The sequence below is a fragment of the Rothia sp. HMSC073B08 genome (assembly GCF_001812975.1).
Classification (GTDB): domain Bacteria; phylum Actinomycetota; class Actinomycetes; order Actinomycetales; family Micrococcaceae; genus Rothia; species Rothia mucilaginosa.
The window spans coordinates 1-14,805 of the sequence record NZ_KV811046.1 but is presented as its reverse complement, the minus strand read 5'-3'; the positions used below and the strand labels follow the sequence as shown (position 1 = coordinate 14,805).

General features: G+C 57.3%; 11 protein-coding genes. All 11 read left to right on the top strand.

The features are described 5' to 3' along the window. The first annotated feature begins 11 nt into the window (after positions 1–11). A complete protein-coding gene (locus HMPREF2884_RS00465; protein ID WP_070614759.1) occupies positions 12–827 on the top strand; it encodes a DUF421 domain-containing protein in 816 nt (271 codons plus the stop codon). 16 nt (positions 828–843) lie between these two features. Further along, complete coding sequence (locus HMPREF2884_RS00460; protein ID WP_049338511.1) at positions 844–1,326, top strand: (deoxy)nucleoside triphosphate pyrophosphohydrolase; 483 nt, start codon at positions 844–846, stop codon at positions 1,324–1,326. 315 nt (positions 1,327–1,641) lie between these two features. After that, complete coding sequence (locus HMPREF2884_RS00455; protein ID WP_049338512.1) at positions 1,642–2,163, top strand: hypothetical protein; 522 nt, start codon at positions 1,642–1,644, stop codon at positions 2,161–2,163. 237 nt (positions 2,164–2,400) lie between these two features. Then, positions 2,401–3,528 carry a phenylalanine--tRNA ligase subunit alpha gene (gene pheS, locus HMPREF2884_RS00450; RefSeq protein ID WP_049341754.1) on the top strand — a complete coding sequence of 376 codons (1,128 nt, stop codon included), beginning with the start codon at positions 2,401–2,403 and terminating at the stop codon, positions 3,526–3,528. Between the two features lie 3 nt (positions 3,529–3,531). Then, on the top strand, positions 3,532–6,102 hold the full coding sequence (gene pheT / locus HMPREF2884_RS00445) for a phenylalanine--tRNA ligase subunit beta (RefSeq protein ID WP_070614757.1): 2,571 nt from the start codon (positions 3,532–3,534) through the stop codon (positions 6,100–6,102). 191 nt (positions 6,103–6,293) lie between these two features. Next, complete coding sequence (locus HMPREF2884_RS00440; RefSeq protein WP_070614755.1) at positions 6,294–7,073, top strand: hypothetical protein; 780 nt, start codon at positions 6,294–6,296, stop codon at positions 7,071–7,073. A gap of 394 nt (positions 7,074–7,467) precedes the next feature. Next, the gene (locus HMPREF2884_RS00435; protein ID WP_044150633.1) at positions 7,468–7,953 is read left to right on the top strand and encodes an arginine repressor; all 486 of its coding nucleotides are present in this window, start codon (positions 7,468–7,470) and stop codon (positions 7,951–7,953) included. Between the two features lie 153 nt (positions 7,954–8,106). Then, complete coding sequence (locus HMPREF2884_RS00430; RefSeq protein ID WP_070614753.1) at positions 8,107–9,681, top strand: AMP-binding protein; 1,575 nt, start codon at positions 8,107–8,109, stop codon at positions 9,679–9,681. A gap of 133 nt (positions 9,682–9,814) precedes the next feature. After that, positions 9,815–10,390: an adenine phosphoribosyltransferase gene (locus HMPREF2884_RS00425; protein WP_049355170.1), complete on the top strand. Its 576-nt coding sequence runs from the start codon at positions 9,815–9,817 to the stop codon at positions 10,388–10,390. 226 nt (positions 10,391–10,616) lie between these two features. Beyond that, on the top strand, positions 10,617–12,911 hold the full coding sequence (locus HMPREF2884_RS00420) for a HelD family protein (RefSeq protein ID WP_070614751.1): 2,295 nt from the start codon (positions 10,617–10,619) through the stop codon (positions 12,909–12,911). A gap of 158 nt (positions 12,912–13,069) precedes the next feature. Then, complete coding sequence (tyrS, locus tag HMPREF2884_RS00415; RefSeq protein ID WP_070604858.1) at positions 13,070–14,374, top strand: tyrosine--tRNA ligase; 1,305 nt, start codon at positions 13,070–13,072, stop codon at positions 14,372–14,374. The last annotated feature ends 431 nt before the right edge of the window (positions 14,375–14,805 follow it).

Sequence of the window (14,805 nt, the reverse complement as noted above, 5' to 3'; positions counted from 1 at the left end):
AGATTTTTGTTATGACCGTTGAGATGATCGTTGATGGTTTGCTAAAGATTTTCGTTGGCCTGATCATTCTTTTGGTGTACCTGCGTCTGACTCACCGTTCTCAGGCGGGGCACCAGACCCCGATTGATACCATCGGTAACTTTGTCATCGGTGGTGTGTTCGGTGGCGTGTTGTACAGCAAGCAGATTAGCCTGTTCTACTTTGTCATCTACATGGTGTTTACGCTGTGCATGATTCAGCTGCTGAACGTGGCGACCACGAAGATTCGTTTTCTGCATATGGCGGTGCGTGAGCAGCGCGTGCCGGTCATTACGGATGGTGATATCGATATTAAGAGCTTCCAGCAGGCAGATGTGGTTCTTGATCCGATGCGCCTGATTGCTGACCTTCGTGCGCAGGGTATTTACGACCTGGAAGACATTGAGTTCGCTCAGATTGAACCGAACGGTGCGCTGAGCGTGATCCGTAAGGGTGACGGTGTGCCGAACTTTGCTCTGATTGTGAAGGGTAGCTTGGTCACTCGCGATATCGCGGATGCGCACAAGACCGAGGATTGGGTGTACCTACAGTTGCGTGCCGCTGAGGTCGAGCTTGAGGATGTCTTCCTCATGGAGTTCAAGAACGGCAACCGCCTTCTGATTCTGCTGAATGACGGCACTAATATTCGCCGTGAGGTGGCAGAAGCCTCGAATATGAATGATGAGGAAGAAGAGTGGCAGGAAGGCGTGGAGGAAGCTCCTGAGCCTGAGAATACTGAGGATGCCGAGAAGGAAGTAGCGGAGCACGCTGCTGAGGATGCGCATCCGATGAAGGATTCTAAAGCGTAGAAGAAGGTAGAGAAAGATGAGTGAAGTGTCGCCCTCGTTTGAGGTTCAGGTGGTTGGCGCCGCCGTGGTCGATTCTTTGGTGGCTCCGACCCGTATGCTGGTGGCTCAGCGTTCTGAGCCGCAGACTGTTGCCGGCATGTGGGAGTTCCCGGGCGGTAAGGTCGAACCGGGGGAGAGCTGCGAGCAGGCGCTGGTGCGTGAGCTGAAGGAGGAACTGGGCGTGCAGGCGCGTTTGGGTGCTGAGGTGCCCGGCGCGTACCCGCAGGGCTGGCGTCTGAGCGAGCGTCTGGCGATGCGCGTGTTCTTTGCGGAGATTCTTTCGGGTACTCCGGATACTTTGGAAGATCATAGCGCGCTGCGGTGGATGCCGTTGCCGAAGTCTAAGGATGACGCGCAGGCGTACGATGATTTGCTGGGTTTGCCGTGGATTCCGGCGGATTTGCCGATTGTGGAAGCGCTTCTGCAGCAGCTGCAGGACACTGGCACTGGTGAGGCGTAGACCCAAGGTCTGACCTAATGCTCTGCGCTAGTTCGTTGCGAGGCTAAGTCACCGTTATGTGACACGTTCGCGGCGGTAACAGGATAAATTTTCTCTATCTTTTTTTTGACACTGTTTGAAGGCGGGATTCCCTGTGGGGAGTCCCGCCTTTATTCATACTTTGAGGGTGAATTATGCGCCAGGTGATTCTGACTTGTGTATTTGTGGGGGAGAGGAATTTGTCATATATGGGTTCGACACGGATACATACTTTGGAAACCAATCGGTAGGCGGGTAGTATTGAGGGAGAAATCACATACGTATTGGGAGACAATGATGACTGCTCAACCCCCGTTTGATCCGGGTGCCTACCGCTCCGACGCGGTTCCCTCGGACACTCAAGCTATTTATATTCAGGAAGGCGGCGCTGAGCCGCGCGGAATTCTGTTCCACTCGCCGACCAAGCACCCGAAGATTCTGCGTCTGCAGGAGATTATGATTGTCTCCGCGCTGCTCTGCTTGATCCACGGTGTTATTTCCTCGTTCGCACCGGATAACCTGTCCCCGCTGAAGGGTCTGCCGGAGTTCGGTGTGGCGGGCGGTATCGGCCTGCTGGTTGTTTCTGCGGTTGTGTACATCTGGGTCTACTTCACGATTCAGAAGGGCAAGCGTCTGGGCCTGACTGTCGGTCTGATTTTTGCGATTCTGGGTGCGTTCGTGGCGATTCTGTCTCTGATTGGTAATGTCATTGACGCTCAGCGCTACGGCTTCGTGCCCCTGTACGCGGCATGGTTCATTGCGAACGTGCTGTGGATTCGTGCTTCTTTCGACCCGGCTGTGAAGCAGGCTCTGAAGTAGAAGTACCCTCTTCAACCCTGTTGTTGAAAAGATATACTCTAGAACGCCCGGATGGACTATCCGGGCGTTCTGCTGTTTGCGCTTCCTTCTCTGGTCTAAAATGGATAGGATATACGCCCGTCGCCATCCCCCTGTTCCGCACCCTGTGCGGGTAGCCGGGGGAGAGCAGACGGTGCTGCCTAAGGTGTATAACGAGCCAGCCGGCATAGTGCCGGTGGTATGCAGAGAAGAGTGACAATGACCGATTCCGTGCAGGAACACGAGGGTCTTAACGGCCCGGCTCAGGTTCTCGCCCGCATTGCGCAGGTTCTGGAGGAGAACCCCGAGAACGGTTTGGACGCTATCCGTGAGGCTTTTGAGGCTGAGCGTGAGCGCGCCCGCCAGGAGATTCGCGAGAAGGCTAAGGACTTTGACAGCCTCAAGGAGGTGCGCCTGAGCTTCTTCGGTGAGAAGGGCATCATGAGCATCGCGAACCGTCAGATGCGTGATCTTCAGAACCAGCACAAGGGCCCGGTGGGTAAGCTGATGGGTCAGGCTCGTGCAGCCCTGACTGAGGCTATTGAGGCTCGTACCGCCGAGCTGGAGGCTGAGCGTGAGGCTCGCATCCTGGCTGAGGAAGCTGTGGACGTTTCTGCTGCTTCGCCTCGCCGTTCCCTGGGCGGCCGCCACCCGATTGCTCTGATGCAGGAGCGCCTGACCGACATTTTCGTCGGTATGGGTTGGGAAGTTGCTGACGGCCCGGAGCTGGAGTCTGAGTGGTACAACTTTGACGCTCTGAACATTAAGCCGGATCACCCGGCACGCGAAATGCAGGACACTTTCTACGTTGAGCCGAAGAACGCTCACCTGCTGCTGCGCACCCACACGTCGCCGGTGCAGATGCGCTCGCTGCTTTCTCGCGAGCTGCCGCTGTACATTGTGTGCCCGGGTCAGGTGTACCGTACCGATGAGCTGGATGCGACCCACACCCCGGTCTTCCACCAGATCGAGGGTCTTGCCGTGGATAAGGGCCTGACTATGGCTGATCTGAAGGGCACCCTGGAGTACATGGCACGCGCCATGTTCGGTGAGGACGCTAAGATTCGCCTGCGCCCGAACTTCTTCCCGTTCACTGAGCCTTCCGCTGAGCTGGATTTGTGGCACCCGAACGCTAAGGGCGGCCCGCAGTGGATTGAGTGGGGTGGCTGCGGCATGGTGAACCCCAACGTTTTGCGTGCTGCGGGTATTGATCCTGAGGAGTACTCGGGCTTCGCTTTCGGTATGGGTATTGAACGTACCCTCATGTTCCGTAACAACGTCGCTGACATGCATGACATGGTTGAAGGCGACATCCGTTTCTCTGAGCAGTTCGGGATGGAGATCTAAATTATGCGTGTACCCCTGTCATGGCTGCGCGAGTTCGTGCCTGTAGCTGAGGATGCTTCGGCTGAAGATTTGATGGCAACCCTGGTGAAGGTTGGCCTGGAAGAAGAAGACGTTCACCGCCCCTCTGATGAGCTGTCCGGACCAATTGTGGTTGGCCAGGTGCTCTCCATGGAGCCGGAGACCCACTCTAACGGCAAGACCGTGAACTGGTGCCAGGTGCGTGTGGTTCCGGAGGGCCAGGAGCAGACTCTGACCGGTAAGGGCATTGAGCCTTCCGGCGTGCAGGGCATTATTTGTGGTGCCCACAATTTCAAGCCCGGTGACAAGGTTGTTGTGACCCTGCCCGGTGCTGTTCTGCCCGGCGGTTTCGAGATTACCGCCCGTAAGACCTATGGTCATAAGTCGGCTGGCATGATTGCCTCTACCCGTGAGCTGGGTATTGGCGATGATCACGGCGGCATTCTGGTGCTTTCGACTCTGGGCCTGGACCCGGAGGTCGGCACCGACGCGATGGAGCTGCTGGGTCTGTACGATCAGGCTGCTGAGGTGAACGTGACTCCGGACCGCGGTTACGCGTTCTCTCTGCGCGGTATCGCTCGCGAGTGGTGCCACGCTACCGGTTCTTCCTTTGAGGATTTTGTGCTGGCGTACGGCGAGCGCGCCCCGGAGGCGAACGAGTCCGGTCACCCGGTTTCTCTGCGTGATGACGCCCCGATTCACGGTAACCCGGGCTGCACTCGTTTCGTGATGCGTGAGGTTTCGGGCGTGAAGGCGGATGCGCCGGTTCCGACCTGGATGTCTTCGCGTCTGCGTCTGGCGGGTGTGCGCTCGCTGTCGCTGCCGGTGGATATTTCGAACTACGTGATGCTGGAGACCGGTCAGCCGCTGCACTTCTACGACGCTGACAAGGTTCAGGGTGAGATTGTGGTGCGTCGCGCCGCAGCTGGTGAGAAGCTGGTGACCCTGGATGGCGTTGAGCGTACTCTGCACCCCGAGGATATTGTCATTGCTGATGATTCCGGTGTGATTGGTCTTGCCGGTGTGATGGGCGGCGCCTCCACTGAGGTGACCGATTCGACCACCCGCATTCTGGTTGAGGCTGCTCGTTTTGATGAGGTGTCGGTGGCTCGTACTGCTCGCCGTCACAAGCTGATTTCTGAGTCCTCGAAGCGTTTTGAGCGTGGCGTTGATCCGCTGATTCAGGCAGCGGCTGCTCAGCGTGCGGTTGAGCTGCTGGTTGAGCTGGCTGGTGCTCAGGTTGAGCCGGGCGTTACTGACGTATCCCTCGGCTATGAGCCGGTCGTGATTGACCTGCCTGCTGATTACACTGCTGGTCGTATCGGCGTGGATTACTCGCCGGAGCAGATTGAGTCGTGCCTGCGTGAGATTGGTTGCTCGGTGGAGCGTACCGAGTCTGGTTACGCGGTGACTGTCCCGTCGTGGCGTACTGACCTGCGCGCGAAGGAAGACCTGACCGAGGAAATCGCACGTATCGACGGTTACGAGAACATCCCCTCGACTCTGCCGGTGGCTCCTGCGGGCCGCGGTTACACTCCGGAGCAGGCGGGTAAGCGTCGTGCGCTGAATGCGCTGGCTGCTTCCGGTCTGACTGAGGTGTTTGCGTACCCCTTCGTGTCGGCTGATGCGAATAACCTGTGGTCGGCTCCGTGGGCGAGCACCCCCGAGAACCCGGTGACTGAGGTTCCTTCGATTCGCCTGGAGAACCCGATTTCTTCGGCTGAGGGCTGGATGCGCCGCTCGCTGCTGCCGGGTCTGGTTGAGGTTCTGAAGCGTAACCTGTCTCGTGGTTTCAAGAACTTGGCTATTTTTGAGTCGGGTCATGTGTTCATTCCGGGTGAGCAGCTGGGTTCGGAGTCCATTCCGCCGCTGGGTGCTCGCCCGTCGGATGAGGTTCTGGCTGATTTGAATGCCGGTATTCCGCAGCAGCCCACGTTCATTGCTGGCCTGTTTGCAGGTACTGAGCATGAGGTGATGCCGGGTGCTGCTCCGCGTGCTTACGATTGGCGTGACGCTCTGGATGCTGTGCGTCTGGTGGCTGCCGCTGTGTCGGCTGAGATTCAGGTGCGTAATGGTGTGCACACTGCGTTCCACCCGGGCCGTGTGGCTGAGGTTCTGAACGCTGCCGGTGAGCGTGTTGGTTTCGCTGGTGAGCTGCACCCGAAGCTTCTGCAGGAGCTGAACCTGCCGGAGCGTACTTGCGCGTTTGAGCTGGATTTCTCGGCGCTGTTCGCTGGTCGTGTTGAGGCGCATCAGGCTACTCCGGTGCTGACTTTCCCGGCGGCTACTCAGGATGTGGCGCTTCTGGTGGATCGTGACCTGCCTGCTTCTGAGGTGGAGCGTGTGCTGCGTGAGGGCGCTGGCGAGCTGCTGGAGGATATCCGCGTGTTCGATGATTACCGCGGTGTCGGCATTGATGAGTCGAAGAAGTCCCTGGCGTTTGCGCTGCGTTTCCGTGCGCCGGATCGTACGCTGACTGCTGATGAGGCATCGGCTGCTCGTGAGGCTGCTGTGGCTGCGACTGTTGAGCAGCTGGGTGCGGAACCGCGTGTCTAATCGGGTCTAACCCTATGGCGTAGTGCCTAGTGCTGACGGGGTGGGAGTCGCTGGCTCCCACCCCGTAGCTTTTGGCGTTGCGTGGTGGGTTTACCTGTCGGTGTGTTCATGAAGCGCTGATAAGCGCTTTCCTTGGTGAACTCATGTGGTTATGGGTACCCTAGAAGATAGATGAAGTGAGGGAGAGAGTAATGGCTAATCGAGAGAACTCGCGCGAGCAGGACGAGCTGTCGCAGTCTGAGGTCGAAGAAACCTATTTCGAGGATTCTCAGTACGATGACTCTGAGTATGAAGACTCTGAGTATGAGGAGTACGACGAGTACGAGGATTACGACGATGAGGAAGAGAACTCCTCCCTTTTCGCAATGAGTGAGGAAGAGCTGGAGGACCGCCCGGGTGTGAACTGGTTGTCGGTTCTTTCTGCTGCGGTTGCGGTTATTCTTTCCATTATTTTGGCTGTTGTGGGTGTCCGCGCGTTTGCGTCGGTCAATAATAACGCCGAGTATGCCGGTAAGAGCTGGGTTATTCAGGGTACTTACCAGGATTTGACTCCTGACCTGATTACGAAGGGCAATGTGGCTCGTTATAAGGGCAACCTGCCGGCTGATGATGCTCTGAACGGTAAGACGTACGTGTCGAACCTGAAGGATAAGTACCAGGTGACTTCGGGTGCTCCGATTGAGTTCCGTGGTTCGCAGACTGGTGATGTTCCTTCGGAGTTCCCGCGTGAGGTGGATGGCCTGCTGGTGGAGAAGAACGGCAGCCTTGAGGTCGTTTACACCGCTGAGAAGGGCACGTTGAAGCCTGTGACTGAGGCAAGCGTGAACGCTGAGCGTTTTGCCGGTATCGCAAGTATTGTTGGTGCGGTGCTGGTGCTTCTGCTGGGTCTTGGTTTTGCTGTGTGGCTGAACCGCCGTTCGCACGATGTCGAGTATGAAGACCTGGACGGTCTGGTGGAGGATGAGCGCTAGGCGTTCTGAGTCCTAAGGATTCACCTCGAAGTTTTGTTGAAGGAGCCTGCTTCTGGCGCACGTTGTGTTGCTGGAGGCGGGCTCCTTTTGCGTGCTCGCCTGCCGGAGGCCTCTTGCTCGGTTCGGCGCGCCAGCCCAGAATGTTCTTGCACGCTATGCATTCACTGTGAGGTTATGCGCTTGGGCGCGTAGATACACGCTGGTTTCACGGTGTTGTGCGTAACAGCTGGCGAGATGAACCCTGAAATTTCCCCCATATCTTGGAATATTCCATATCTGAGGCGCATATTTATGTGCATATGTATTATCTTGGGTAGTAGAGAATGTTGCGTTGCACCACCGTTGGGCAGCCCGTTCTGTATTCGTGATTGGCACCGTAGGAAGAAGAGATATTATGCCTTTCCCCTCGACCAAGATCGCGCGTCAGGCACGCATCGTTGAATTGTTGCAGACCCGACGTGTCCGCTCCCAGGCTGAACTGGCGCAGTACCTAACCGATGATGGTATGAAGGTTACTCAGGCGACCCTTTCCCGTGATCTTGTTGAAATTGGCGCTGAGCGCATCCGTGATGAAGGCGCCGGCCTGATTTATGCTGTGCCGAATTATCCTGCTCGTCGTGGCGGTGGTACTGCACCTGATGCTCGTATGATTTCCCTGTTTAAGGAGTTGCTGATTACCGCTGAGGGTTCGGCAAATATTACGGTTCTGCGTACTCCTCCGGGTGCCGCGCAGTTCTTGGCGTCGTCGATTGACCAGGGCGGTCTTGAGGCGATTATGGGCACTATCGCCGGTGACGATACGGTCATTGTTGTGACTCGTGACCCCAATGGTGGGGCTGCGCTGGCGGAGAGCTTCTTGGATTGGTCTGCTGCTCAGTAGTAGCTGGGGCGTATCTTGTGCTGTTCTTCTGATGTTTCGGGGGAATGGCTGAAGGTACGCCCTTCTGCTGTCTTCGGGCTCTTTTCTGGGCTTCTAGCTCTGCTTCTTCTTTTCTAGATATCTCAATTTTTCTGTGGTGAGAGTTTTTTTATCATGTCTGAAATGCACGATTCAGCGAGCAATATTGCCTACCTTCTGGCGGAGGCGGCATCGTCTGCCGGGACTAAGGCTGCTTTGGCGATTCCGGCTTCTGAACCTGCTGATATGCAGCTGGTGAGCTACGCGCAGTTGGCGTCTGCTGCCTCGCAGGTTCAGCGTCATCTGGAGGCGCTCGGTGTTGAGCGTGGTGACCGTGTGGCGTTGTCTATGCCGAATGTGGCGTTGATGCCTGCGCTGTATTACGGCATTGTGGCTGCGGGTGCGATTTGTGTTCCGTTGAATCCGCTGCTGTCGGGTGCTGAGCTGGAGTATCATCTGCGCGATAGCGGGGCGAAGGTGCTTTTCGCTTTTGCGGGTACTCGCCTGGCGTCGGAGGCTACCTCGACGGTTCTGGTGAAGAACGGTTCGGTTCGTTGCGAGATTTTCACCGGGGGAGAGGGCTCACCGGTGGCTCCTTTTGATGCGCCTACCGAGACGGTTCTGGAGCCTGTCCCGGTGGCGGCGAGTGATGCGGCGATTATTCTCTACACGTCGGGTACGACGGGCAAGCCGAAGGGCGCGACGCTGACTCACGCAAATATCCTCTCGAATGCTCGTAGCTGCGTGAGTGTTTTTGGGTTCACCGCTGAGGACGTCATTTTTGGTGGTCTTCCGCTGTTCCATGCGTTCGGTCAGACGGTGTCGATGAATGCGGCTTTTGCGGCGTCGGCTACAGTGGCTCTGCTGCCGCGTTTTACTCCCGATGGTGCGCTGAACCTGATTGAGCGCGCGGGGGTGTCGGTGTTGGCTGCGGTTCCGAGCATGTACGTGTCGTTGGCGGCGGCGCTGGAGGCTGAGCCTGAGCGTGCGCGCTCGCTGCGCGGTCGCATCCGTTTCGGTATTTCGGGTGGTTCGCCGCTGCCCGCCCCGGTGCATGCCGCGTGGAAGACGTTGATTGAGTGCCCGGTGTACGAGGGCTACGGTTTGAGCGAGACCTCGCCGGTGGTTTCGTTTAATCAGGCGGAGTTCGGCATGGTGCTCGGTTCGGTAGGTCGTGTGCTGCCGGGCGTGCAGGTACAGGTCCGTTGCCCGCAGGGTTCCGAGTGCGCGCCGGGTGTGAGCGGTCAGCTGTGGGTACGTGGCGAGAATGTGATGGCTGGCTACTGGAATAATCCTGCGGCTACTGCTGAGGTTTTTGGCGGCGAGTGGTTTGCGACCGGCGATGTTGCTCGTGTTGATGAGCAGGGCAATATTTTTATTGTGGACCGTATTAAGGACATGGTTCTGCGTAACGGCTATTCGGTATATCCGCGTGAGATTGAGGACGTTCTCTATACCCATGAGCAGGTGCAGTCGGTAGCTGTGTTGGGCGTGCCGGATGAGCGTGTGGGTGAGGAGGTTGTCGCCGTGGTGATGCCGCGTCCGGGTGCTGATGAGGGTGTGCTGCAGGCGGAGTTGAATGCGTTGGCGCGTACTCGTTTGGCGGCGTATAAGTATCCTCGCCGTTACGTGATGGTGGAGAGCATGCCGCTGGGGCCGACCGGCAAGATTCTTAAGCGTGACTTGCGGGTTTTGATTCAGCGGGGCTAATCCAGGCAGATGGTTCTTATCGCTCATCTGAGGACAAGCGCGGGTGAAGAGGGTAGAATTTTGTAGGCGGCTTCTACCGCGTTATTGTTCCCGGGCGTTTTTCCGGGGCTATCCCCTTCACGAAAGAGAGAGCATGAGCGTTCCCGCTTCTGAGGCTTCGCGAACCCCTATTGAGCAGTTGATTCCGGCTGCTTGCGCTACGATTCCGAATTACCCGCATGAGGGCATCCTCTTTTACGATGTGACCACTCTCTTCGCTAATGCTGAGGTGTTCAAGGCGTGCATTGATGAGCTGGCTACTCGTTTTGAGGGTCAGTTTGATGTGGTGGCTGGTGTTGAGGCTCGCGGTTTCTTGCTGGCTTCTGCGCTCGCGTACGCTACCGGCACCGGCATTATGACGGTCCGTAAGGCGGGTAAGCTTCCGCGTGAGACGTACCGTGAGGAGTATGCGCTGGAGTACGGTAGCGCGGCGATTGAGATTCACTGTAATGATTTCGCGCCGGGCACTCGTGTTCTTCTGCTGGATGATCTGCTGGCGACTGGCGGTACCCTGGTGGCTGCCGCGAAGCTGGTGGAGCGCGCGAACCTGAAGGTTGCCGGCGTTGGAGCTCTTCTGGAGCTGGAAGGTCTGGGCGGTCGTGAGGCGCTGGACGGTTACCGTCTTGAGACGCTGAGCCTGGTGTCTGAGTACCCGCTGCCGTCGAAGTAGTTTTATAGAGTTTGAGGCTTACCGCCGGTTGGGCGTGTGTAGCTGATAGTGATGAGGGGTGCCCCGCCGGTTGAGCCGGTGGGGCACTTTTCTGTATGGGCCGGTGCGGGTTTTCTACGGGGGTAATATTTCTGCCCTTCGGAGCCTGTCCTGTAAAATAGTGACCCGTATTTTTGGGTGCCTGTCGCACCCTGTCTTTGAGACACCATAGGTTTAAGGAGCTTACGTGTCATCTGAATCTTTACCCCAGCAGTCTGCTGATTCTTCGGCGGCTGAGAAGCTGTTTGCTGAGCAGATGGCTGCGGAGCGCGAGTATGTTGCTCGCGTGTATGCTCGCCTGGATGAGCTCCGTGATGAGACGGCTGAGAAGCTGGCTGCTGTGCGTAAGAATCAGGCGGTGGGCGGTCATCAGAACCGTTCGGAGCGTGACTCTTTTGCTACTCACTATGAGGATCGTTTGGCGCAGCTGAATGCTGTGGATTCTCGCCTGACCTTTGGCCGTTTGGATATGGACCGTGAGGGTGCTGATGCGGTGCGCTATATCGGTCGTATTGGTATTACGGATAGCAATCAGCAGCGTCTGCTGATGGACTGGCGTGCCCCGGAGGCGGGTACGTTCTATCAGGCGACTGCGTTCCAGCCGATGGGTGTGCGCCGCCGCCGTCACCTGATGCTTGAGGGCCGTACTGTCGTCAATATTGAGGATGAGGTCTTCGATTCGGAGATGCTGCAGGATGAGGATTCCCTTCACGGTGAGGGTGCTCTGCTGGCGGCGTTGAATAAGAAGCGTACCGGCCGCATGGGCGATATTGTGGCGACGATTCAGGCTGAGCAGGATGCGATTATCCGCTCGGAACTGCCTGGCGTGCGCGTGGTGCAGGGCGGTCCCGGTACCGGTAAGACCGCCGTGGCGCTGCATCGTGCGGCGTATCTGCTGTACACGAACCGTGAGCGCCTGTCGAAGGCTGGCGTGTTGGTGGTTGGCCCCTCGAATTCGTTCATGTGGTACATCGAGCGTGTGCTTCCGTCGCTGGGTGAGACCGGTGTGGTGATGTCTTCGCTGGCGACCCTGTACCCGGGTCTGCGTGCTGTGCCTGAGAAGGACCGTGCGGTTGCGGCGCTGAAGGGCGATTTGCGCATGGTGAAGGTTATTAAGCGTGCGGTTGCGGATCGTCAGAAGGTGCCGGCTCAGGTTCAGCGTCTGAATGTTGAGGGTACTGATGTTGAGCTGACTCCGGAGATGGTTCGTTCGGCTCGTTCTCGTGCTCGTTCGACCGGCAAGCCGCATAATGAGGCTCGCGAGACGTTCGTGAAGATTCTGTTGAAGGAGCTGACCGCGAAGCTGGATGATCAGCTGAACCGTGCGGCAGGTCGTGTGGTGGAGCGTCCGTACTTGCAGGATGATGTGCGCGCCTCGATGGATGTGCGCCGCGCCCTGAACCTGGCGTGGATGCCGCTATCGCCGGAGACTCTGTTGCGCTCGCTGTTCTCGAAGCCGCATTACCTGGAGTCTGCGACCCGAGAGCTGTCGAAGGCTGAGCGTGAGCTGCTGGCTCGTCCTACGGATGCTCCGTTTACTGAGGCGGATGTTCCGCTGCTGGATGAGGCTGCTGAGCTTCTGGGTGATTTTTCGAAGGTGACGGGTGCGGCTGCTGCGGCTCGTGCTGCGGCGGAGCATCGCGCGAACCTTGAGAACGCTGCGAAGGCGCTGGAGAATGTTCACCAGTCGCTGGAGGATATTGGCGCTGATGGCGTGATTACTCCCGAGCAGATTGCGATGATGAATGAGGTTCGTGGCGAGCGTATGACGGCTGCGGCTGCGGCTTCTGCTGATCGTACCTGGGCGTATGGCCATATTGTGGTGGATGAGGCTCAGGAGCTCTCGCCGATGCAGTGGCGTCTGCTGATGCGTCGTTGCCCGATGAAGTCGTTCACGATTGTTGGCGATATTGCACAGGCCTCTTCTGCTGCGGCTGCTTCGTCGTGGTCGCAGGCGTTGGAGCCGTTTGTGGGTGAGCGTTTCACCCTGGAGGAGCTGACGATTAATTACCGTACTCCGGCTCAGATTGCTGAGGCGGCGGTATCGGTTGCTCAGGCTGCTGGTTATGAGGTGTCTGCCCCTCGTGCGGTGCGTGAGGGCCAGTGGCCTCCGCAGGTGCATGAGGTTGCCGCCGAGTCTGTTGTGGAGCAGACCGTGGCCGTGGTCAGCGAGGAGGTCGCTCATTCGGGTGGCGCTCTGATTGGTGTTGTGTGCCCGCCGAGCCTGTATGTTCAGACGGCTCAGGCTGTGGCTCGTGCTCATGCTGATCGTACGGGTACCGCGCAGACGGCTTTGGAGAATCAGGTGCTGGTTCTGACTCCGTGGGAGGCGAAGGGCCTGGAGTTTGATGTCGTGGTGATTGTTGAGCCGCAGCAGCTGATTGATGATGCTGATGGTGCCGTGGGTGACTTGTACGTGTCGATGACTCGTCCGACTCAGCGCCTGCACATGGTGGGTTCGCGGATGCCCGCGGGTCTGTAGCTCTGTAGTACCTTTCTTGTTATTTCTTTGAGCCGGTGCCGCACCGGTTTGGGCGCTCGCTTAGGTTTTTCTGAGCGTTTGGGCTGGTGCGGTGCTAGGCTTGTTACATATTTTGTTCGAGCGCCTTCGGGCGTTGTTACCTTGTGAATGGGAGAAGCATGTCTGCCGAGATCCTCAACGCGCAGCATAATGACGATACCTTCGAGAATATTTGGCAGGAGCTGAAGTGGCGCGGCCTGGTGCACGTGAGCACTGATGAGGCTGCTCTGGAGAAGGCGCTGAGCGAGGAGAGCCTGACTTTCTATACGGGTTATGATCCGACTGCGGCTTCTTTGCACCTGGGTCACTTGGTGCAGCTGCTGGTGATGCGTCGTCTGCAGCTGGCTGGTCACAAGCCGCTGGGTTTGGTGGGTGGTTTCACCGGTTTGATTGGTGATCCGCGTCAGACGTCTGAGCGTGTGCTGAACTCTCCTGAGGTTGTTGCTGAGTGGGTTAAGTCTCTGCGTGCTCAGATTGAGCGTTTCCTCTCTTTCGAGGGTGAGAATGCAGCCCGCATGGTGAATAACCTGGACTGGAGCGGTCAGATGTCTGCTCTGCAGTTGCTACGCGATGTTGGTAAGCATTTCCGCGTGGGCACCATGGTGAAGAAGGAGATTGTTGCGAAGCGCCTGAACTCTGATGAGGGCATTTCGTACACCGAGTTTTCGTACCAGATTCTGCAGGGCTTGGACTTCTTGGAGCTGAACCGTCGTTTCGGTTGTACTCTGCAGACCGGTGGTTCTGATCAGTGGGGTAACCTGACGAGTGGTACCGAGCTGATTCGTAAGGTGGAGGGTAAGAGCGTTCACGCTATTGGTACTCCGCTGATTACTAACTCTGATGGCACTAAGTTCGGTAAGAGCGAGGGTAACGCTATTTGGCTGAACCCGCAGATGTGCTCGCCGTACGCTTTCTACCAGTTCTGGCTGAACACTGCGGATGCGGATGTTGTGGATCGTCTGAAGGTGTTCACCTTCCTGACTCGCGCTGAGATTGCTGAGTTTGCCGAGAAGGTTGAGAAGGAGCCATTCAAGCGTGAGGCTCAGAAGACTCTGGCGTACCTGGTGACTTCGCTGGTGCACGGCACCGAGGCTACCGATCAGGCTGTGGCTGCTTCGGAGGCTCTGTTCGGTAAGGGCGATTTCGCTGCTCTGGATGAGGCTACCCTGGAGTCTGTGATTGCTGAGCTTCCTTCGGCAAAGCTGTCTGAGGACCGTCTGGACATGATTTCTGTTCTGACTGAGCTGGGCTTTGCGAAGTCTAACTCTGAGGCTCGTCGCATTCTGAAGGAGGGCGGCGCTTCGGTGAATGGCGTGAAGGTTCAGGGCGAGGACGCAGCTATTTCTAAGGATGATCTGCTGCACGGTCGTTTTGCGATGGTTCGCCGTGGCAAGAAGAACCAGGGTGCTGTAGAGCTGATCTAGTACAGAGCTGATTTAGTCTTCTCGATACATATAGATGGGGAGGGGTTCTTCTCTGCTGAGTGTTCGGTACTGAATGTTCGGCGGGGGAGTGCCCCTCCTTTTCTGTTCCCTATATACATTCCCTATACACACAGAGCTCCTCCGTCAGGAGGGGCTCTTCTTGTATCGTTCTGCTGCCCTCTGGCTCTGGGTTTTCTTGGTTTGTCTTTGTTGGCGAGGGCTTTAGGCGCCGTTCGACCCTGTTTTGGGGCTCCCGAGAGGGGAATTCGCAGATTTTTGAGGTTTTTTGGAAGTTTTTTGAAGATTTTTTAGCACCCATAAAACACACTGACTAGGTGCTTTGATGTTTGTGGGGGTGTTTGAGACCCTTTCAAGGCCCTGTTTGTGTCCTAGTTCACTCTATTTCGGGTTGCAGACCCATTTCGGCATCT